The sequence below is a fragment of the Odoribacter sp. AF15-53 genome (genome assembly GCF_003479425.1).
In the GTDB taxonomy this organism is placed as follows: Bacteria; Bacteroidota; Bacteroidia; order Bacteroidales; family Marinifilaceae; genus Butyricimonas.
The window spans coordinates 34,008-55,865 of the sequence record NZ_QUHC01000017.1 but is presented as its reverse complement, the minus strand read 5'-3'; the positions used below and the strand labels follow the sequence as shown (position 1 = coordinate 55,865).

At 44.1% G+C, this 21,858-nt stretch carries 16 protein-coding genes; 6 read left to right on the top strand and 10 right to left on the bottom strand.

Annotated features, from left to right (window positions below):
* The first annotated feature begins 398 nt into the window (after positions 1-398).
* Complete coding sequence (locus DWW52_RS19495; protein ID WP_118717500.1) at positions 399-1,205, top strand: EFR1 family ferrodoxin; 807 nt, start codon at positions 399-401, stop codon at positions 1,203-1,205.
* A gap of 92 nt (positions 1,206-1,297) precedes the next feature.
* On the opposite strand, the gene DWW52_RS19490 is transcribed toward DWW52_RS19495, so the two are convergent.
* The 6 genes from DWW52_RS19490 to DWW52_RS19465 form a co-directional block, all read right to left on the bottom strand.
* On the bottom strand, positions 1,298-1,915 hold the full coding sequence (locus DWW52_RS19490; RefSeq protein WP_118717498.1) for an AAA family ATPase: 618 nt from the start codon (positions 1,913-1,915) through the stop codon (positions 1,298-1,300).
* Between the two features lie 67 nt (positions 1,916-1,982).
* Complete coding sequence (locus DWW52_RS19485; RefSeq protein ID WP_118717496.1) at positions 1,983-3,335, bottom strand: MATE family efflux transporter; 1,353 nt, start codon at positions 3,333-3,335, stop codon at positions 1,983-1,985.
* On the bottom strand, positions 3,328-5,184 hold the full coding sequence (gene ispG / locus DWW52_RS19480) for a (E)-4-hydroxy-3-methylbut-2-enyl-diphosphate synthase (RefSeq protein ID WP_118717510.1): 1,857 nt from the start codon (positions 5,182-5,184) through the stop codon (positions 3,328-3,330). The genes DWW52_RS19485 and ispG overlap by 8 nt, the downstream gene beginning before the upstream one ends.
* Before the next feature lie 56 nt (positions 5,185-5,240).
* Positions 5,241-7,157 (bottom strand): long-chain fatty acid--CoA ligase, encoded by a 1,917-nt coding sequence (locus DWW52_RS19475; RefSeq protein ID WP_370449537.1) that lies wholly within the window; start codon positions 7,155-7,157, stop codon positions 5,241-5,243.
* 565 nt (positions 7,158-7,722) lie between these two features.
* Positions 7,723-9,105: an MFS transporter gene (locus DWW52_RS19470; protein WP_118717506.1), complete on the bottom strand. Its 1,383-nt coding sequence runs from the start codon at positions 9,103-9,105 to the stop codon at positions 7,723-7,725.
* 374 nt (positions 9,106-9,479) lie between these two features.
* Positions 9,480-10,040, bottom strand: a complete 561-nt coding sequence (locus DWW52_RS19465) for a cysteine dioxygenase family protein (RefSeq protein ID WP_118717494.1) — start codon at positions 10,038-10,040, stop codon at positions 9,480-9,482.
* A gap of 165 nt (positions 10,041-10,205) precedes the next feature.
* Here DWW52_RS19465 and DWW52_RS19460 point away from each other — a divergent pair, with 165 nt between their 5' ends.
* The gene (locus DWW52_RS19460) at positions 10,206-10,733 is read left to right on the top strand and encodes a TlpA disulfide reductase family protein (protein WP_118717492.1); all 528 of its coding nucleotides are present in this window, start codon (positions 10,206-10,208) and stop codon (positions 10,731-10,733) included.
* A gap of 775 nt (positions 10,734-11,508) precedes the next feature.
* Here the strand turns inward: DWW52_RS19460 and DWW52_RS19455 are convergent.
* Positions 11,509-13,854, bottom strand: a complete 2,346-nt coding sequence (locus DWW52_RS19455; RefSeq protein ID WP_118717504.1) for a DPP IV N-terminal domain-containing protein — start codon at positions 13,852-13,854, stop codon at positions 11,509-11,511.
* Positions 13,855-14,100: 246 nt separating this feature from the next.
* Here DWW52_RS19455 and DWW52_RS19450 point away from each other — a divergent pair, with 246 nt between their 5' ends.
* Both DWW52_RS19450 and pckA read left to right on the top strand, forming a co-directional pair.
* Positions 14,101-14,679: a DNA alkylation repair protein gene (locus tag DWW52_RS19450; RefSeq protein WP_118717490.1), complete on the top strand. Its 579-nt coding sequence runs from the start codon at positions 14,101-14,103 to the stop codon at positions 14,677-14,679.
* Positions 14,680-14,775: 96 nt separating this feature from the next.
* A complete protein-coding gene (gene pckA / locus DWW52_RS19445; RefSeq protein WP_118717488.1) occupies positions 14,776-16,383 on the top strand; it encodes a phosphoenolpyruvate carboxykinase (ATP) in 1,608 nt (535 codons plus the stop codon).
* Positions 16,384-16,514: 131 nt separating this feature from the next.
* Here pckA and lpxA read toward each other — a convergent pair whose 3' ends face one another.
* The 3 genes from lpxA to lpxD are packed head-to-tail and all read right to left on the bottom strand — an operon-like array spanning position 16,515 to position 19,779.
* Entirely contained in the window at positions 16,515-17,294 is a 780-nt protein-coding gene (gene lpxA / locus DWW52_RS19440; protein ID WP_118717486.1) for an acyl-ACP--UDP-N-acetylglucosamine O-acyltransferase, read from the bottom strand.
* A 51-nt stretch (positions 17,295-17,345) separates the two neighbouring features.
* On the bottom strand, positions 17,346-18,746 hold the full coding sequence (locus DWW52_RS19435) for a bifunctional UDP-3-O-[3-hydroxymyristoyl] N-acetylglucosamine deacetylase/3-hydroxyacyl-ACP dehydratase (RefSeq protein ID WP_118717484.1): 1,401 nt from the start codon (positions 18,744-18,746) through the stop codon (positions 17,346-17,348).
* A 1-nt stretch (position 18,747) separates the two neighbouring features.
* Positions 18,748-19,779: a UDP-3-O-(3-hydroxymyristoyl)glucosamine N-acyltransferase gene (gene lpxD / locus DWW52_RS19430; protein ID WP_118717482.1), complete on the bottom strand. Its 1,032-nt coding sequence runs from the start codon at positions 19,777-19,779 to the stop codon at positions 18,748-18,750.
* A 321-nt stretch (positions 19,780-20,100) separates the two neighbouring features.
* On the opposite strand from lpxD, the gene rimP reads away from it, so the two are divergent.
* Positions 20,101-20,565, top strand: a complete 465-nt coding sequence (rimP, locus tag DWW52_RS19425) for a ribosome assembly cofactor RimP (RefSeq protein ID WP_118717480.1) — start codon at positions 20,101-20,103, stop codon at positions 20,563-20,565.
* Positions 20,566-20,580: 15 nt separating this feature from the next.
* Entirely contained in the window at positions 20,581-21,819 is a 1,239-nt protein-coding gene (nusA, locus tag DWW52_RS19420) for a transcription termination factor NusA (RefSeq protein ID WP_118717478.1), read from the top strand.
* Positions 21,820-21,858: the final 39 nt, after the last annotated feature.

The following is a 21,858-nucleotide window of genomic DNA, read 5'->3' as shown; positions in this document are numbered from 1 at the left end:
TTCTCCAAATTTTTCAAGCTTTTTTTTCAAACTTTTTTTTTCGAGAACCTTTTCAAACTCTTCTAACCACTACCTCGTTTAAGCCTTTCCTCGTGCTTGCCCTCTCTCTTGAAAGCGGGTGCAAAGATAAGGCAATTAAATCCTTCCTTCCAAACTTTTATCCCGTTATTTTTTATTTTTTTTACAACTTACTGCTCGACAGTTAATTGTAAACTATCATTTTCACGCTTAACTCTTCATAGAAGGTTAAAAAGGAAAAGAAGTGTATTTCTTCCTAGAAAAAGTTCAATCGGATATAACACTTGTAACAAACAAACCGACCAAAGAATATACCGAAAAAATGAACCTTTCTACTCCAATTTCTTTACATTTGTCATATACGAAAATTCAAAGATATCATGACAACTAAATCCATTCAACTAATCTACTTTTCACCCACACACACCTCACTGAAAGTAGCTAACGCTATTGCGGAAGGAATGAACCTTCCCATGAGTAACGAAATTGACCTTACCTATCCGATTAAGGATAAAGACATTATCGTGAACAACCAACTGACAATCATTGCCGTTCCAACTTATGCAGGAAGAGTTGCCCCAATCGCCATGGAACGTATTCAAAAACTAAAAGCACGTGAAACGCCCGCCATCATCATCGTTCTTTACGGGAACCGGGATTACGAGGATGCTTTAATTGAATTGCGTGATCAGGTGAAAGCACAAGGATTTATTCCCGTTGCCGGCGGAGCCTTCATAGGTGAACACTCTTACAGCACGGAGGTCATGCCAACTGCGGCAGGACGCCCGGATGAATCGGATACCCTTATTGCAAAGAATTTTGGTAAAGCCGTTTTACAACAACTTGAATCATTTAATCATTTAAATGACATTCCTGCATTACACGTGAAAGGAAATTTCCCTTACAAGGAAAATAAACCCAAGACTCCGGCCACGCCGACCACGACATACGAGCTATGCACCCAATGTCAATTGTGTATAGAAATCTGCCCCGTAGAAGCTATCGAACTAAAAGAAGAGATCGTGAGCGATCCCGAAACCTGTATAAAATGCTGTGCATGCGTGAAAGACTGCCCGAACGGGGCAAGAGTATTTAACACTCCTTTTACGGAATTCTTATTTAAAAACTTTCACGAAAGAAAAGAACCGGAATTATTTATGCCAACCCCTAAAAAGGCCACCTATTAAAAAACTGTGATTGCCGATTCTGTGATTATTTCATCAACAGATCATAGGATCGACAATCACTAAATCATTTAATCTCCGAATTTTTACACAGTCTAATCTTTTAGCGCTTTTTTCACGAACTCTTCAATAAAATCTACCGTCGCCTCTACCCCGAGCAAAGAAGAATCCACGGATAAATGATAGGATGAAGCCACTCCCCACTCCTTATCCGAATAGAAATTGTAATAATTCGGCCTTGTTTTATCCATTTTGCGAATCATCTCATGAGCCTCTTGTTCCGTAATTTGCTGGCGATTCATCACGGTCTTCACCCGTTCTTCCATACTGGCATGGATAAACACGTTGATACACCTCTTGTTATCTCGCAGGATATAATCGGCACAACGCCCGACAATCACGCAAGAATGTTCACTCGCCACTTTACGAATCACGTCTGACTGGATCTGGAACAACTTATCATTAGAAAGAAAATCATTGTACTGGAAAGGTCCGAAAGTAAATCCGGCGGCAAAAGCCTGCAACAGATTACCGGAATTTTTCTCGTCGGCTTTCTCGAAAAACTCCTGACACAATCCACTCTCCTTGGATGCCAAAGTGATTAACTTCTTGTCATAAAATTCTATTCCAAACCGTTTAGCCAATTCTTGCCCGACTTCCTTGCCGCAACTACCGAACTGACGCCCTATCGTAATAACAAACTTATCATCCATATTTTGATCTTTTAAATCTATTCTTCTACAAAGCTACCGATTTTTTTGAAAACCTGTGACCCCTCGATTAAAATTTCTTTAATTGTTTCAACTGCCAACTTAACATGAATGCCGCCACGACAGTCGCGATAGCATCCGCCACGGGCATGCTCATCCATACTCCCTGCGTTCCGAAATAATGCGGGAGTACCAGTAACGACGGGATCAAGAACAATAATTGCCGGGTCAGTGACAAGAATATCGCCTTTTTAGCCATTCCTATAGACTGGAAAAAACTGGAAGTCACCATTTGAAATCCCACCACCGGGAAAAACATCAACACGATCCGCAAACCTTCCACGGCAACGCGCACCAATTCCGCATCCGTGGCAAAAAGATAGACAATCGACCGGGGAAATAATTGCCCCACCAAGAACCCGATAGTCGTGACCGTCACCCCACAAAAGATAGTATATTTCAATACCTGAACCAGACGATCAAACTGCCGAGCCCCGAAGTTATATCCCGCAATAGGCTGCATTCCCTGGTTGAATCCCATCACGATCATGAGAAAGAGAAAAACCACCCGGTTCACGATACCATACGCACCAATCGCCAAATCACCGCCGTGCATTTTCAAACTCCTGTTAATCAAGATCACGACGAAGCATGCACACAAATTCATCAGGAAAGGAGACAAGCCGATAGCTAACATCCCTCCCACAAGATGCCGTTTCAGTCCAAATATTCCCCGCTCAAAATGCAAAAAACTCCTCTTATCCAGAAAGTGATACAACACCCACCCCAAAGCGATCACCTGCGCCGCAATCGTTGCCAATGCCGCACCCCGGATGCCCCAACCGAAACCAAATATAAACAAGGCATCCAAAACACAATTCACGATAACTGCCATTAACGTCGCCGTCATTGCCTTCCGCGGGTACCCCGAAGCTCTCAACACCTCGTTCAATCCCATGTAAATATGGGTAACGAGATTTCCTCCCAGAATCACCTGCATATATTCCCGGGCGTAAGGTAACGTATCGGCACTCGCTCCAAAAAACAACAATATAGGATCGAGAAACATCAAGGCCAATGTCATGAACACCAAACCAATAATACCGTTAAGCATGACCACGTTACCCAAGATATGGATTGCACTCTCCTTGTCCTTCTGCCCCAACTTGATAGCCACCAACGTCGAAGCCCCGACCCCGACCAACGAACCGAAAGCCGCAGCCAGATTCATAAGCGGGAAAGTAATCGCCAAACCGGCTATCGCCAGAGGCCCCACTCCATGCCCGATAAAAATACTATCTACCATGTTATACAGCGATGACGCCGTCATGGCAATAATCGCGGGAATCGCATATTGCATCAGCAATTTTCCTATCTTCTCCGTCCCTAAAACTAAAGGTGTGTTATCTTTTACATTAGTCATTCCAGTCGCCACATTCAATAATTAACTGTTTCAATGCCTCGATAGCCTCATCCTCGGGAACAGCCACGCGCACCATTTCCTTCCCCCGGAACAGATTGACTTTCCCGTTACCGGCACCGACATACCCGTAATCTGCGTCTCCCATTTCCCCCGGCCCGTTCACGATACATCCCATAACAGCAATTTTCAACCGGCTCAAATGAGCGAAAGCTTTTTTCACCTTAGCCACCGACTCCTGCAAATTATATAAAGTACGCCCGCATCCCGGACAACTTATAAACTCCGTCTTATAACAACGCACTCCCGCCGATTGGAGTATATCCCGACTCAACCGCACGCCCCCCTCTATACTCTGTATGCCAGAACAAGATAACCAAATCCCATACCCCAACCGATCCAAGAAAAGTCCCCCTACATGTGCGGCCATCATCAAACTCAACTCACTCCACACGGGTATCCTCGTTTCTACCCGGATAATAACAGAATTCACGATCCCCCACCGCAACGACATACTCTCCAGCATTTCCCGGTAAACATTATATTCCGGCACTTCCGGGTTCAACACAACAATCGTTTTCTCATCACGCCGCAATTTATCGGCCAATTCTGGGGTCAAATCCCGCACATCACGCACCTCCACCAGCATACGATCCCCCTCGACATCTCCCCGCATATTCAGATAATCCTTTACCCCGATCAAGGCAACCGCCCTCCGGTTATACACATGAGCGACATCAATATTATCATAAGGCACCACGACCGTCACGCTTTCCGGCAACTTCGTCAATTCCGGTCCCAGCGCTTCCGTATATATAAATTCGGGAGCCAGTTTTCCTCCCCGCAACAGATCGCCATACACGGGATCATTTGTCGCCGCCACGTGAAAATCCAAAGCTGCCGTCACAGATTCATCAACACACTCCACCTTCGAAATATCCGCCACGATCACCGGACGGGAAAAACGTCCCTCCAGCACGGGCCTATCCGGGCGGTAACCGGGCTTACAAAGAGCCACCAGTTCCCTGGCAACCGGAATCTCCGCTTCCGGCTCTTCCGTCAGAGAAACTCTTATAGTGTCACCCAACCCTTCATTCAAAAGCGTACCTATCCCCACTGCCGAGCGAATCCTTCCATCCTCTCCCTCTCCCGCCTCCGTCACTCCCAAATGCAAGGGATAATTCATCCCCTCCTTTTCCATTTCTCGCACTAACAAACGTACGGCCTCCACCATCACCCGGCAATCACTCGATTTCAACGAGATCACCACGTTATCAAATTTCTCATCACGGCATACTCGCAAGTATTCCATCGTCGCCTCCACCATGCCGGCAGGCGTGTTCCCGTAACGACTCATGATTCGATCCGACAAGGAACCGTGATTTGTCCCGACACGTACCGCCGTCCCGTGTTCCCGACACACGTTCAGGAACGCAGAAAACTTTTCCCGCAAACGCTCCAATTCAGCAGCGTACTCCTCATCCGTGTAAGTCAACGTCTTGAACGTCGCCCGCTTATCCACGAAATTACCAGGATTAATACGCACTTTTTCCACGTGCTTTGCCGCCTCGATCGCCGCATCCGGGTTAAAATGTATATCTGCCGAAAGAGGTGTCATGTACCCCCTTCGCCGCAATTCGGCGTGTATATTCCGCAAATTCTCTGCTTCTTTCACCCCCGGTGCAGTGATTCTGACCAACTCTCCTCCCGCTTTTATTATCCGGATCGCTTGTTCCACGCAAGCCCCTGTATTCATCGTATCGGTATTCAACATAGACTGCACCAAAACCGGATACCCAGATCCGATACATATTTCCCCGATTTTAACCTGTTTTGTTGCTCGACGCTCCATAATAATTGAAAATTGAAAATTGAAAATCGAGAATGACAACACTCCCGACGTCCAATTCAAGACATTAACTGTTTTAAATTCTGAAGGTTCCGTTTATTCGTGATATCCTTTCCTTCCGGGGTGTAAAGGTAATCTATTTCTTCCTTAAATCGATCATAAACTTTTCCCCTTACCACCTTCATGGTCGAATTTATCATCTCGTTCTGCTCGTTCAGCAACTCCGGCAACACGGCCACGACAGCGGGCAACCACCTTTCCGGGAACAGATGAGCGTGTTTCCCTCCCACCCGGTAAGCCATCAACTCACCTTGAATCTTCTTCAACATTGCCCGGTACGCATCCATCGACCCCGGTTCCACATCCTGCTTCTCGATATATTCCCGCAAAGCCTGCTTGTTCGGAACAATCAACCCGGCCGTGTAAGGCGATTGATTATTATACAAAATACAATAGTCTATATATTTCGACTGCTCGGCAATCGTCTCCTCGATCCCCTCCGGGCTATACTTCTCTCCATCATTGGCAATCAACAAGGATTTAAAACGCCCTAACACGTACAACCAACCGTCTTTATGCAAGTAACCCAAATCCCCCGTGTGCAGCCAACCATCCACGATGGTCTCCGACGTGCTCCTCTCGTTCCGCCAATACCCTTCCATCACGTTTCCCCCACGAATCCACAATTCGCCTTTCTGCCCCGCGGGCAACATATTACCACCCTCGTCACAGATTTTCAAATCCATGGGCTTCACCAACATCCCGGAAGAACCGAAACGATGATACCCGGGAGTATTCGAACTAATCACCGGGGAAGCCTCCGACAGCCCGTACCCCTGAAACATCGGGATACCCAAAGCCGCATAATACCGCTGTAACTCGATATCCAGCAAAGCCCCTCCCCCCACGAAGAATCGAAGGTTCCCACCAAACACCTGTTTCCGGATTTTAGAAAACAGAACCGCATCCCACAACTTCACCAAAGGCTTTAACAACATTTTCCACCCTCGTCCCCGGTCACTTCCGACCCCGTTATACGAGTAAGCCACTCTTAAACCCGCTTGATAAAACCGATTGGCAAAACGTCCTTTCGTTCTTATCCCCGCTTCTATATTCTTTCTGAAATTCTTCGCTAATGCCGGGACACTTAACAGAATATGAGGCTTCACCTCTTGCAGGTTAACCGGAATATTACGCAAATATTCCATCCCCGACTGCCCGTAATCGACAGACGCCAACGATGCCCCGTTATACATGAACGAATACAACCCCACCGTGTGGGCGAAACTATGATCCCACGGCAAAAACAACAATATCCTGTAATACTCCGGGATCTGTATCAACGAATCCGACTGCAACACGTTGGTCACGTAATTCCGGTGCGATAACATAATCCCTTTCGGTTCTGCCGTCGTTCCCGAAGTATAAGAAATATTCACCAGATCATTTTCCGTTACAGAACGCACCCGCTCATCCAACAATGCGGCATTCTCCTTCCTCCAGACCTCTCCTTCTTTCAACAACCGCTCGAATGACAAATACTTTCCCTCATTTATATCCGAATGAAACACGATAATCTTCTCGACATCCGCAATCCGGTCTTCTATCCCCCGGATTCTATTCAAGAAATTCGACGACACGATCAGGAAACGAGCCTGAGAATGTTCCACTCTGAAAACAATCTCGTTATCCGTCAACTTGATAGATAACGGCACGTTCACCCCTCCGGCATACAACATTCCCAGCTCCGAGTATACCCAATTATTACACCCCTCACTAAACAAAGCGATCCGATCCCCCTTATCCAGCCCCAATGAACACAACGCTCCTGCGAAATTCATCACCTCGCGTTTCACATCCGTGTATGTCGTCGCCACGTATTCCCCGTTTTTCTTCTCCCACAAATAAGGATTACCGGGAAACATCTCACAACTTCTCTCAAATAATTCTATAACCGTCTTCATATCTTTCATCATTCCCACAAAGTTAACTAAAAATGTTGGCATCGCCAAGTTACAATTTACAACCCGAAATTCACGCTCCCCAACGAGGTAAGAACCACACGATTATACGAAAGACGAACTTAAAGTTCTTCATATTCCACGCATAAACCCGAAAAACCTTTGCTATTTTATTAAATTTTCATATATTTATACGACCCTACAACCTATAAATCGGCCCGCGAGGAGAAGCCCCGAAACAAAAAATGATCAAACTACTAAAATGAAACCTTTACAAGTAACATCCGTACAGGACAATATAACGTTAATACAAAACACCATGATTAGAAGCCTCATTCTGGCTATCGTCCTTTTCCTCATCGGACTCACGATAGCCATTAATAATATCATCTATACAAAAACATCCTGCCCAACAACGCAGAACGTCCGTCAACATAAAATGCAACGAGACACAACACATTTGTACATTCCCACCACGACATGGAACAAACCGGTTATTCTATAATTAGCCATAACATAAATCGTGTAGCACAAAAGTACTACACGATCTATATTCCTATTTAATTAATCTTCGTATATGTCACGCCACGCCCTTCTTCGCATCCAACCGACGCACCACTCTCCCGTAAATAATCAAGGCAATGGCTGACACCAAAGCGATCGCCGCAAAATAGTACCATATATAATGCGCATGGACAGAAGCTACCGCCCAATCAGCCTCGCTACTGAACAATGCCCGATCCGGACAATACTTGCTCAACAGAAACCCGGATAACCCGAACCCGAATATCGATGACAGGAACGAATGCAAGTGACTAAACCCGAGATACATCCCCTCTTCTCCTTTCGGAGCCTGTAACGAGAAATATTCCAGGAAACGGGGAGAAATAAACACCTCGGCCAACCCCTGGAACACGATACCCACGATCATCATGAACGCCACGGGATGCAATCCCATGATTTCACCCCCACCAAGCATATTCCCTGATGCCATGCAAAGAGCCGAAACCGGCATAATAAACATACCGCAGGTCATCGAGAACAAGGCAGACTTCTTACGCATCAACGAAGTCACCAGATTCACGGTCAACACGACCACCAATGGATTCACGTTCGCGTACCACCCGATAGCACTCGCCTCCCCAGCCAAACGGGTCACGTATTTCGGCATCGTGGCATACAATTGATGTTGCACCATCCAGAAACCCGTGATAATCAAGATCAACACGATCAAACGCCCGTTCGAACACACCTTAACAAGTCCCGTCCAAATCTGCCGGAAAGTCTTACCCTCGCCCGCATGTTTATCACTCTTGTAAAATAAATAAATTGCGATCAACGCCAGGAATGTCATTCCGGCCGAGAAATAATTCAACACGATCATCCCCTCGTGTCCCATGGCATCACGCAAAGGCGTCACAAGCACCTTACCGGAAAACGCCCCGATATTCACCATTCCGTAGAAAATGGCAAAACCTTTTGCCCGGTTCTTCTCGTCCGTTTCCTTCGCCACGGTACCGGAAATCACGCTCTTGATAAACGATCCCCCAACAATAATCAGGATCATGATCGGGATAATCCCGTAACGATAACCACTCTCCTGCAATCCCGTGAATTTCGTCACGTAACCGTACTCCACCAAACCTGTCGAAGCGAGGAAATTCGGGAACAAACCCAATCCAAGATATCCTAACGATAACAGAGCAAACGCCAATAACATCGACTTCCTGAAACCGATCTTATCGGCAAGAGCCCCCGAAAATGTTGGCAATAAATACAAACAAGCGGAAAAAATTCCCGCGATAGTAGCCGCTTGAATATCCGTGAATCCCAGCACATTACTCAAATACAACGTGATCACGACGAATACCCCGTAATAGGCGGCACGCTCTAACAATTCTACCGTGTTGGCAACCCAAAACGCTTTACTAAACCTTACTTTCTCTTTCTTTTTTGTTGTCACACTCATACTATTAATTATTACTAACATTTTCACACGCTTGCAAAAATAACATTTTCTGGTTACATACAAAATAATTTCTGTTAACCTCCCGAAATAAACCCTCCGGGATTCTTTTACCCGTAACTCGTGAAATCCCCGAAAACAGCTCCCGCTACCCCTATTGCAAGAGTAAAAACATGTAGACACTAGTATGATAAAATATAATAATTCGGGACTAAGAATAATTCCAGCAGAATTCCAAGCTGAACGCTATTCAAACGCTATTTGAACGCTATATATAATAGCGTTCGAATAATTTTCTAATAGCTTAGAAAAAAAACTTCTCATGGAATTGACCCGGAAGTACTATTTAATTCCTACCCAATCAATAACTGTCAATCGTATAGAAACACTCCGTCAAGTTTCTTACCTTTCAGCGCATCGTCCGAATACACGTGGAGACTATGGGCCGTGTCACTCAAACAAGTAATACGATGGATATGATTATCAAACTTCCCGGCCTCACCGATAGCGTACAACCCAAGGGTATCATTCACAACCGTCTTGTAAGCCAACTTGATCCCATCCTCGTGAGGCTCGAACACTTCCACCAGAAATTCCCCGTCGACAAACGTGTACCCTGCAAACTGCGGATGCGAGTGAATAGCCGTCCGGTTCCCTTTCTTCCAGCACATCACGATAGCTTCCCAGCGTGTTTCGGGGTCCCGTCCAATATAATTCCTCACGTAAGTCGTGTCCGAAAAATGATTAAACGCATCCAACGAATTGCCTTTCACGAAATCCAACACGTATGCTTTTATCCGTTCACCCACAACGTCACAGAGCGGACCGGAGTGAACGATATTCATCAATCCTTGCATAAATCCCTCGTACCCGGGAACAATGACTGCCCGGGAAGTAAAATCCTCCCGCAAGATGTTATCTTTTTTATCCATATCAAAAAATTTAGACTATTTCAATTTTGCAAATATATAATACATCACGGGTATCTTTTTATGCATATATACGTATTGTCGCAGGTACGAAATACGTAAAGAGCAATTTTGTTAATTCAATCTTATTCTTTACTTTCACGGGTCAATTATAAATGGAATTCAATTATGCAGAAAATAATATTCATCTTTTTACTCCTATCTCCCGCCTTGTTTTCGGCTTGCGTCAAGGACAAAGACAAACCAGAAGAAATGGCGAATTATATCAACGTCGGCGACAAACTTCCCGAATTTACCGTTAAAAATACTGACGGGGAAGAGTTGAAATCACAGGATTTTACAGGTCGAGTTACCCTGCTCGTGTTCTTCATGACGACTTGCCCCGATTGCCAGAGGGAACTTCCTAAAATTGAACAGGTTTGGGAGAACTTGAAGGAAAACCCGGATTTCAGGCTCGTGCCCATCGCCCGGGCGGAAAAGGCAGAGGTTATCAGCCAATTCTGGGAAAAACACCAGTTTGAAATGCCTTTCTACCTCGATCCGGACAGGCAAGTATTTTCCCTGTTTGCCAACAACACTATTCCCCGGATCTACCTTATCAATCGAGAAAACGTGGTTACGTGGATGGCAATCGAGGATATGTCTCTCACGGCTCTGCAACTGAAGGAGAAAATAGAAAAGTTGATTAAAAAATAGCCTCATCGACCATTTGCTAATATTATAACAATGTATTACATCAACTATAAAACCCGTCAAGTTTGGAGCCATTTACGCTTAAACAGGATGAATGTTTTGTTTATAAAGTTGTAAAAAAATGAAAATAATCATATCTTTGTTCCGAGGATTGTGCGGAGAGCCGCCGATAATATCCCGTATGATGTTGATGTTGAAAATGCTTGTGGTTAAGAATCGTGCCCTAAGTTTTTAAACCGGTATGCCGCGAGATTGCAACACTCATATCTGTTATTCGTATATTCTTTTCGAATTATACTTATAGTGGTGTAGGTTTGCTTTTCGTGCTGGCTTAAGCACTACTCCCACGATTAAGTCACCTCCTATCGTTATGCTATCGCTCCGGGTTGACTTGTTGGGTCCGGAGTTTTTTACCAGACCAAGATATAGAGATGAAAATAGCGAGGGAGATGTATGCCCCAGCCATTTCTTTCAAGATTTTAAAGTATTGACATTTAGGATAGGATAAATTAGAATTTTATTATTGACTTGTACAAACACGGAATTGGGACTACGTTTTTCATTTTGCAACCAGTGAAAGAGGATTCCGTGTAGGAAGGGAGAACGGACACTCTCCCTTCCTTTTTATCACATGCAACCGGATTTCCCCTCCTTTAAGAACACCATATCATTACCTCACAAACTCGGTTGCATTCCCACGGAGAAACACGACACCGGAATTCAAACTATCTGTCAGGTTTGGATTCCGGTGTCGTGTTTAAGACTCGGTATATATCTTTTACAATCTCATGAAAGCATCTATTTCCCGGAACTGCTCGGAAGAGTAATCTCCTAACAAATGTTTGGCGAAATGATACCACATTTTACGCTGGTAGAATGCTTGCTGGATACCGCCGAAACCGTGAGCCTGACCAGGTAGGATCACCAGATCAAAATTCTTCCCGGCTCTCAATAAAGCATCAGCCATACGTAGCGTGTTAGCCGGGTGCACGTTGTTGTCCACGTCCCCGGTAACGAGCATCAAATAGCCTTTCAGGTTTCTAGCCAACTCGATGTTCGTGGGGATTTTAGTCTCGAACTTAATCTTTTCTACCGAGATCGTGGTGTCCTTCCCCGTGACGGAATCTTTCACGGTTTTCTTCTCGAAAGATTTCACCTCACGCACACCGTGATGTGTTTCTCCCCACCATTGGTTATAAATATTGTTATCATGGTTTCCAGCGGAAGAGACTGCAGCCGTGTAAAAATCGGGATAGGTACACAAGGCTGCCGTGGACATGAAGCCACCACCAGAGTGACCGAATATTCCGACTTTCGATTTATCTATAAAATTGAAACGATCAGCTAGTTGCTCGATGCCGTACTTGTCATCCGCCAACGGGTAATCCCGAAGGTTATTGTACCCGAAGGTGTGATACCATTTATCCCGCATCGGGCTTCCTCCCCGGTGCCCGAAAGTGACCACAACGAAACCGACTTGGGCCAACGCAACGTTGTAAACCGCAGAAACCGAAAACTCTAGAGGAATTGCTTCCGTTTGCGGTCCGGGGTAAACATACGAGATAATCGGGTAATGCAGCGTGGAGTCGAAATCAAAAGGTTTCCACATAAAACCGTACAAATCGGTCGCCCCGTCGGCAGCTTTAACGGTAAAGGCTTCCGGCATCTTCCAGCCCGTCTCGTAAAGCCGGGTCAGGTCGGGAGAAGCCAATTCCAATATCACCTTTCCCTTGTTATCTCGCAACACGCTCCGGGGTTCCATGTCCGCACGGGAGTAATTATCCACGAAATAGCGACCGGATTCCGAGAAGTAAGCCTCGTGTGTGGCCTGTTCCGGACTCAATATTTCAACTTTTCCCCCATCCAACCGGGCCTTGTTTACCCGGGCGTAATAAGGACATTGTCCCTTGGCCTGACCGTAAGCATTAAAATAAATCGTCCGCCCCACGGTATCTATTTTAATTATTTTCCCTGCAGTCCAATCTCCCGAAGTGATAGCGTTCTTCAAATTTCCCTCGCCGTCATAAAGATAAAAATGCCCGTGCCCGGTTCTTTCCGACCACCAGATGATATCCTTACCCTCGTTCAGTATAGAGAGATTATAAAATTCATTATTGAAATAAGGTTTACTGATCTCGTTGATTAATACTTTCACCTCTCCCGTTTCCGGGTCTACCCGGCAAATATCGATCTCATCACAGGTTCTTTTCTTGCGCATAAAATAGAGGCTGGTAACCTTCTTATCTGGCGAAAACGCCCGCATTGTCTGGTCTTTCCATTTCTCGACAGGCACTTTAATCATCTTCTTACTCGTCGTGTCCACGAGGAACAATTCCTCTTGTTGCACCTCTTGATCCCCTGCCATCACGTATTCATATTCTTGCAATTGCGGACGGGAACTCAGGTTATTGACTATAAAAAGAGTCTTGATCTTTCTCCGATCCGAACGACGCACGTAGAAACGTTCCGAATTGTCGAACCAGGTCACCCTGGCATCCACTTTCTTTTTCGTGGTGTCCGTGTCGAAACGGGCATAAGAATATTTTATTTCCCCGTCTGTTGTCAACCGGGTCTCCACGGAATCTTTCACGGAAAGCATGTATAAATCATGTTCCTTCGCGTAAACAATATAGGTGCTATCCGGGGAATAGGTCCCGACTAATCCCTTGGGTTTCGAAGGTTTCACGTCTTCTTTTTTCCGAGCCGAATCAATCTTTACCAAACGATTCGTGTAGATATTATACTCGAAACGAAAAGTATCCACTTGAAACTTCATCGTTTTCTCGTCTTCTTTAAACGTAACCCCCGACACGGGAAGTTTCTTGTAATTCACCGGCCCGTGGGTATGTTTACTGATCTCTCCCGCCATGAATTCCCGGTCAAATAATTCCCGGTGTAACTTCGCTTTCGGGTCCACGAAATAATAGCGGACACCATCTCCTGTTTGATAGCTATACCAAAATTTATCACTTTTTTTCAGATAGCTCGGGCGTACTTTCGTGGACCCGACCAGTCCTTCTGCCTTACCTCTCATGAAACGTTCTGCTTCCTTATAATTGGCTTTTTGAGCCAACCCGTTCAACACGAAAAGACAAGGAATCAACCATAAAATACACTTAATCATCATTATACGCACTATTAAATTTATTGTATCTTGTTTAGCGTGACGAAATTAATGATATCCCTGCGAATAATATCTTTTAACCCAAACCTTAATAAATATTTAACACATTCAGATTTTTTAAACTAATCATCTTCTACTCAAACGTTTGAATATGCTACAAAACATAACGCACAAAGTGCCAATCTCATTTTTTATACCTATTTTTGTCATGCATGTATTTTCATTTACTTTAAAAATTATTAGGAGGTGATAGAAGTTTTCCCGATAAATAAAGAATCAGAACAACTTTTCAAGGAAGTTAGTCGACGTATATTCCGGTTACAAAACGGTAGAAGTCTTGATAGCATGGAACGAATCGGGGCCGACACGCGAGGCCAAATCGGGGCCAGTTATCTCTCGCTTAAAAATCTGGCCGGACAATACCGGAGTGATTTAAAATTGGCACAACTATTGTGGGGTACAAAGAAGCGGGAAGAACAAATTGTAGCCTGTTTTTTATTTCCAGTTCAAGAATTGATTACTGAAAAAATTACACAATTAATAAGTTTCAGTTACAACTTCGAGATCGCAGAATATTTCGGCACGTTGGTTCTTGCCCAACGGGAAGATGTTGAACAACTGGTAAATGAATATTTACATTCGGATACCCCTTTTCTCCAAGCGGCAGCGTTAACCGCCATCGGGAGAAGTCGTATTATCCGAAAAGCAAACTCCCCATTTACCGACAGTTACATACGAAATGTCGATAGAAACAAATTCACCGACACGCACGTACAAAAGATATACGAAAGGATAAATATATTCTTGAAAGATGAGAAAAAATAAGAGCAAGTTTATACGAAACATATCAAAATGTTTTCTACTTTTGTAGCCGATTACGGAAAAAAAGAATTAATTAATTTCTAATATAAATTTATTGCTATGGCAAAATTAGATTTAAGCATTTATGGAATCACGGGAGTGAAAGAGATCCTTCATAATCCCTCATACGAAGAATTGTACAAAGCAGAAACAGACCCGAAATTGGAAGGGTACGAAAAAGGATATTTAACCGAGCTTGGTGCCGTAAACGTAATGACCGGAATCTATACCGGACGTTCCCCAAAAGATAAGTTCTTTGTAAAGAATGAAGCCAGTGAAGATTCAGTATGGTGGACTTCCGATGAATACAAGAACGATAACAAACCTTGTTCCGAGGCAGCCTGGGCAGACTTAAAGGCAAAAGCGGTAAAACAGTTATCCGGCAAAAAATTGTACGTGGTAGATACTTTCTGCGGTGCCAACGAAGGAACCCGCCTGAAAGTACGTTTTATCATGGAAGTTGCCTGGCAGGCTCATTTCGTGAAGAACATGTTCATCCGCCCGACAGAGGAAGAATTGGCAAATTACGGGGAACCTGATTTCGTTTCTTTCAACGCCGCTAAAGCTAAAGTTGACAATTTCAAAGAACTGGGTTTGAATTCAGAGACGGCTACCGTGTTCAACCTGAAGACGAAAGAACAAGTAATCCTGAACACCTGGTATGGTGGTGAAATGAAGAAAGGTATCTTCTCTATCATGAATTACCTGAACCCGTTACGCGGAATCGCTTCCATGCACTGTTCCGCCAACACGGACATGAACGGTAAGAATACCGCCATCTTCTTCGGTTTATCAGGAACAGGTAAAACAACTTTGTCTACGGACCCGAAACGTTTGCTGATCGGTGATGACGAACACGGATGGGATGACGAGGGCGTGTTCAATTATGAAGGCGGATGTTACGCTAAAGTTATCAACCTGAGCAAAGAAGCTGAACCGGACATCTATAATGCCATCAAACGTGACGCACTGTTAGAAAACGTAACGGTAGACGCTAACGGAAAGATTGATTTCAACGACAAATCAGTTACCGAGAACACTCGCGTTTCTTACCCGATCTATCATATCAAGAATATTGTAAAACCGATATCCAAGGGCCCGGCTGCCGGTCAAGTAATTTTCTTGTCTGCTGATGCGTTCGGAGTATTACCCCCGGTATCTATCCTGACCCCGGAACAAACAAAATATTACTTCTTATCAGGATTCACGGCCAAATTAGCAGGTACAGAACGTGGTATTACCGAACCGACACCTACTTTCTCCGCTTGTTTCGGTGCAGCATTCTTATCCTTGCACCCGACGAAATACGCGGAAGAACTCGTGAAGAAAATGGAGAAATCCGGAGCCAAAGCTTATTTGGTCAATACCGGATGGAACGGAACTGGGAAACGTATCTCCATTAAAGATACACGTGGTATTATCGACGCAATCCTTGACGGTTCTATCGACAAAGCCCCGACCAAGCTTATCCCGTATTTCGATTTCCAAGTTCCGACGGAATTACCGGGAGTTGATCCGAATATCCTTGATCCTCGCGACACGTATAGTAACGCCAGCGATTGGGAAACAAAAGCTAAAGATTTATCTGAACGTTTCATCAAGAACTTCAAGAAGTTCGAGGGTAATGAAGCCGGTAAAGCATTGGTTGCCGCAGGTCCGAAATTATAATTTCAGGATTAGAACAATAAAAAAGCACTTCTTCGGAAGTGCTTTTTTATTGCCCTTGAGTTGCCAACGACATAAATAAAGTCCGGTCAATATTGACCGGACTCCATTCCTAAAATCTTCTGGCTTCGGGTTTACCCCAAGTATCCTTTCATGATACCCCGTTTGCTATTACGCACGAACAGAATAATTTCATCACGCTCTTTGGAAGCGGGCATTTCTGCTTCGATACGCTCTACGGCATCCGAGTTATTTAATCCTGATTGGTAAAGAATACGATAGATATCCTGAATTTCGTTGATCTTTTCGTTCGTGAAACCTCTACGACGCAAACCGATCGAGTTCACCCCGGCGTAAGACAAGGGGTCTCTTCCCGCTTTCACGTAAGGAGGAACATCCTTCCCGATCAAGGACCCACCGGAGATCATCACGTGACGACCGATATGCACAAATTGATGCACGGCACTCATACCTCCCAGAATAGCGAAATCATCAATCACGACTTCCCCGGCTAACTGACAAGCATTCGTGATGATACAATTATCCCCGACCTCGCAATCATGAGCAATATGAGCATAAGCCATAATCAGGCAATTATTCCCGATTTTCGTAATTCCTTTAGCAGCAGTTCCTCTGTTTACGGTTACACATTCGCGGATCGTCGTGTTATCCCCGATAACAACGATAGATTTTTCACCTTTGAATTTCAAATCTTGCGGAATGGCAGAAATTACTGCCCCAGGAAATATTTTACAATTTTTCCCGATATGTGCTCCCTCCAGGATAGTGACATTCGAACCAATTCTTGTTCCTTCCTCAATAACGACATTCTTATCAATCGTCACAAATGGCTCGATCACCACATTATCGGCAATTTGAGCATCAGGATGAACATAAGCTAACGGTTGTTTCATTCGTTTTTTATTTAATTAAATATATTATTTACTCTGGATGCAAGTTTGCAATTACTTTTTCGTTTTTACAACTTGGGCCATAAACTCTCCTACTTCACAAACTAACGTTTTGCCGACAAAAGCGTACCCTCTCATCGTCACGATTCCACGCCGGATAGGGGCTATCTTCACCAATTTAAAGACTAGCGTATCTCCCGGAACAACTTTATGACGGAATTTGATTCCATCAATTTTCACGAAATAAGTTGAATAATTTTCAGGATCTTCCACCTGATTCAATACCAAGATACCCCCGCACTGAGCCATGGCTTCCACGATCAACACGCCCGGCATTACCGGCTCATCGGGAAAATGTCCCACGAAGAACGGCTCGTTCATGGTTACATTCTTGCAACCGATCACAAGATCATCCGTCACTTCGTAAACCTTATCCACTAACAGGAAAGGAGGACGGTGAGGTAATAAAGATCTTACTTTATTAATATCCATTAAAGGTTCGGCAGTCGTATCAACGTCCGGACGTACATCCTCTCGCTCAGCCTGAGCGATAGCCTTACACATTTTTCTAGCTAAACTGGTATTAGCCTTATGTCCAGGCCTTTCTGCAATGACACGTCCCTTGATGAAACGTCCGCATAAAGCCAAGTCACCGATAACGTCCAGCAATTTATGACGTGCCGGTTCATTATCAAAATACAAGGTTAGGTTGTTCAACACGCCTTGTTTTACTTCTATCGAATCGTAATTAAACAATTTCGCCAACCGATTAACTTCTTCCTGGGAAATCTCACGATCAACGATCACGATAGCATTATCCAAATCCCCCCCTTTAATCAGGTTGTGTTGCAAAAGCATTTCCAGCTCGCGCAAAAACACGAACGTCCGACAAGGGGCGATCTCTTTCGCAAAATCAGTCGTTTTTTCAGAATAAGTGGCATACTGCATCTGCAAGTAAGGAGAATCATAAGCGACCACCAAATTCACGTTGTAATCCGTATCCGGCAATAACGTGATCTTCGTTTGCCCATCCTCACTACAATATTCCATTTGTTCTTTTACCGTGAAATAGCGTCTTTCGGCCTCTTGTTCCTCGATGCCTACTTTCCCTATTTCTTCCACGTAATATTTTGAACTACCGTCTAATATCGGGAACTCCTCCCCGTTCAATTCGATCAGGCAGTTATCAATTCCACTTCCATAAAGAGCAGCCATAGCATGCTCCATCGTGAACACGCACACGCCGTCTTTTTCAAGACAACTAGCACGATCCATTAACTTGATATACTCAGCCAAAGCGGGAATTTCAGGAGATCCCTCCAAGTCTACCCGACGTATTCGATATCCAAAATTCTCTTCAGCCGGCTTAAAGGTAGCGGACACCGGCTTACCGGTGTGCAAGCCTTTCCCATTCAAAGAAAATTCACTCTTTAAAGTTCTTTGCTTTACTGACATTCTATTTTGATTTTAAATTATTCACCTCTTTCTCCAAATCTTTTATTTGTCCGTAGAGCTCCGGTAATTTACGGAACACGACATAACATTTTTGATATTTTGGGAGATCAAACGCAGGAGAGCCGCGAAGGACTGATTTTTCCGGTACATTTGAAGTAATACCACTCTGCGCAGCAATCTGGGTTCCCGCCCCGATTGTCAGGTGCCCGATAAGGCCGACTTGTCCGCCAAACACACAATTCTCTCCGACCTTCGTGGTTCCAGCGATACCCGTTTGCGCGGCAATCACGGTATTGCCCCCGATCACGACATTGTGCGCAATCTGAATCAAGTTATCGAGTTTAACGCCTTTCTTGATGATCGTCGATCCCATGGTTGCCCGGTCAATACAGGTATTCGCCCCGATCTCGACATCGTCTTCCAACACTACGTTCCCGATCTGTGGCACTTTCTTGTAATGATCTCCTTCAGGGGCAAAACCGAATCCATCGGCTCCCAAGACAACACCGGAATGCAGGATACAAGATTTCCCGACCACGCACCCCGTGTATATCTTTACACCGGAATAGATGACCGTGTTGTCACCGACAACCACCCCATCCCCGATATACGCTTGCGGGTATATTTTCACGTTGTTCCCGATCTTGGCACCTCTCCCTATATACGCGAATGCCCCGACATAAGGTTTTTCACCTATCGAGGCACTATCACTGATATAAGAAGGTTGCTCTATTCCTACTGGTTTCGGCTTCATATCATCGTACATTTGCAATAAAGTTGCGATCGCGTCATAAGCCGATTCCACGCGAATCAATGTACAGGAATACTCATGAGCGGGCTTGAATGTTTTATTCACCAGCACGATTGATGCCTGAGTCGTGTAGATATAATGTTCATATTTAGGATTCGCCAGAAAAGCCAGCGTTCCCGGCTTTCCTTCCTCTATCTTAGATACATTATTAACAGAAATCTCCGGATTACCATCGACAACCCCATTTAAAAGAGCTGCTATGTCCTTTGCTTTAAACTCCATAATTCAAAAAATTTCGGCAAACTTACAAATTTTATTTGGAACTATATAGAAAATGTGACAAATATGTTTCAATATCATCATTTAAACTCGTATGTATCAACATGTAAGATGGTGAATAGATGGTTAAATATCATGTAGTTACTATTCATTCATGCAAACGTTCACGAAAACATCCGGAACAAAAAATTATACACGTGATTTCTATTTTTCCACTTGGAACCCTTTGGAATAAAAATAATTAATTGTATCTTTGCGATCGGTTATTAACAAACGAGGGGGCGATTAGTCCCCTCTTCTGTTATCTTAGATTTAAAGAGTAGAATGAAAAGTACAGAGGAAATAAAAGACATTATTGAAACAATGCTGCAGGGAACAGAATTGTTTTTGGTGGACTTGAAGGTATCTTTGGAAAACTCGATCGAGGTTTATATCGATTCACTGAAAGGCATTAACGTGGATTCCTGCGTGGCCATCAGCAAACAATTAGACGCACAACTTGATCGGGATATCGAAGATTATGATTTGACAGTTTCAAGCGCCGGAATCGGTTACCCGTTCAAAGTTCCCCAACAATACGAGAAGAACTTGGGTAATCAGGTGGAAGTCAAGCTGCAAAACGGGGAGAAATTACAGGGGATATTAAAATCTCACTCCGAAGCAGGGATCGTCATGGAATGCGAAGAAAAAGTTGCTGTTGAAGGAAAAAAGAAGAAAAGTATCGTTAAAGTGGAGAAGGAAATTCATTTTACTGACATAAAGGAGGTTAAAGATATTGTTGTTTTCTAAATACAAAAAATAAAAATGGAAGCCATTAATTTAATAGATTCATTCGCAGAATTTAAAGAGCTTAAAAATATTGACAGGGCAACCTTGATGAGAGTGTTGGAAGATATTTTCAGAAACATGCTTATCAAACGTTTCGACACAGACGAGAATTTTGATATCATTATAAACATAGACAAAGGGGACTTGGAGATCTGGAGAAACCGTATCGTGGTGGAAGACGATGCTTTCGAGAACCCGAACACACAGATTTCATTGACGGAAGCTAAAAAAATCGATTCGGACTACGAGGTAGGTGAAGAGGTTACCGACGAGGTGAAATTTAAAGATTTCGGGAGACGCTCGGTATTGGCTTTGAGACAAAACCTTTCCGCTCGTATCCTTGAACTCGAAAAAGACCATATTTTCACGAAATATAAAGAAAAAGTAGGACAGATCGTGACCGGAGAGATTTACCAGGTATGGAAGAAAGAAATACTGGTATTGGATGATGAAGGAAACGAGTTGATTCTCCCGAAACAAGAACAAATCCCCAGCGATTTCTTCAAAAAAGGAGATACGATCCGGGCTGTCGTGATCCGGGTTGAAATGCGAAACGCTTCTCCCTACATCATTCTTTCCAGAACATCCCCCGTGTTCCTTGAAAGATTATTCGAGAACGAGGTACCGGAGATATTCGATGGTTTGATCACGATTAAAAACGTGGTTCGCGTACCCGGAGAACGTGCTAAAGTTGCCGTGGAATCCTACGATGATCGTATTGACCCGGTTGGAGCATGCGTCGGGATGAAAGGTTCTCGTATTCATGGAATCGTCCGGGAATTGAGAAACGAAAATATCGACGTGATCAACTACACGAACAACGTGCAATTGTACATCACACGTGCCTTGAACCCGGCCAAAATCAATAAAATTGAACTTGACGATAATAATAAAAGAGCGAATGTTTACCTCAACCCGGAAGAAGTATCACTGGCTATCGGTAAAGGAGGTTTGAACATCAAACTGGCTAGTCAACTTACCGGATATGAAATCGATGTTTACCGTGAACTAGAGACCGCGGAGGAAGAAGACGTGAACTTGGAAGAATTCTCCGATGAAATCGAACCATGGGTAATCGAAGAACTGAAACGCGTAGGTTGTGACACAGCGAAGAGCGTGTTGGAATTAAGTGAATCAGAATTAGAGAGCAGGACTGATCTTGAGATAGAAACCATCAGGGATGTTCTCAGAATATTAAGAGCAGAATTTGAATAAGGGACGCTCAAGGTTATAATGCTTGTAAAATAAAATCTT

Coding starts and splice junctions, on each gene's coding strand:
- DWW52_RS19495 (WP_118717500.1), top strand. CDS start 399: ATGACAACTAAATCCATTCAACTAATCTACTTTTCACCCACACACACC.
- DWW52_RS19490 (WP_118717498.1), bottom strand. CDS start 1,915: ATGGATGATAAGTTTGTTATTACGATAGGGCGTCAGTTCGGTAGTTGC.
- DWW52_RS19485 (WP_118717496.1), bottom strand. CDS start 3,335: ATGACTAATGTAAAAGATAACACACCTTTAGTTTTAGGGACGGAGAAG.
- ispG (WP_118717510.1), bottom strand. CDS start 5,184: ATGGAGCGTCGAGCAACAAAACAGGTTAAAATCGGGGAAATATGTATC.
- DWW52_RS19475 (WP_370449537.1), bottom strand. CDS start 7,157: ATGATGAAAGATATGAAGACGGTTATAGAATTATTTGAGAGAAGTTGT.
- DWW52_RS19465 (WP_118717494.1), bottom strand. CDS start 10,040: ATGGATAAAAAAGATAACATCTTGCGGGAGGATTTTACTTCCCGGGCA.
- DWW52_RS19460 (WP_118717492.1), top strand. CDS start 10,206: ATGCAGAAAATAATATTCATCTTTTTACTCCTATCTCCCGCCTTGTTT.
- DWW52_RS19455 (WP_118717504.1), bottom strand. CDS start 13,854: ATGATTAAGTGTATTTTATGGTTGATTCCTTGTCTTTTCGTGTTGAAC.
- pckA (WP_118717488.1), top strand. CDS start 14,776: ATGGCAAAATTAGATTTAAGCATTTATGGAATCACGGGAGTGAAAGAG.
- lpxA (WP_118717486.1), bottom strand. CDS start 17,294: ATGAAACAACCGTTAGCTTATGTTCATCCTGATGCTCAAATTGCCGAT.
- DWW52_RS19435 (WP_118717484.1), bottom strand. CDS start 18,746: ATGTCAGTAAAGCAAAGAACTTTAAAGAGTGAATTTTCTTTGAATGGG.
- lpxD (WP_118717482.1), bottom strand. CDS start 19,779: ATGGAGTTTAAAGCAAAGGACATAGCAGCTCTTTTAAATGGGGTTGTC.
- rimP (WP_118717480.1), top strand. CDS start 20,101: ATGAAAAGTACAGAGGAAATAAAAGACATTATTGAAACAATGCTGCAG.
- nusA (WP_118717478.1), top strand. CDS start 20,581: ATGGAAGCCATTAATTTAATAGATTCATTCGCAGAATTTAAAGAGCTT.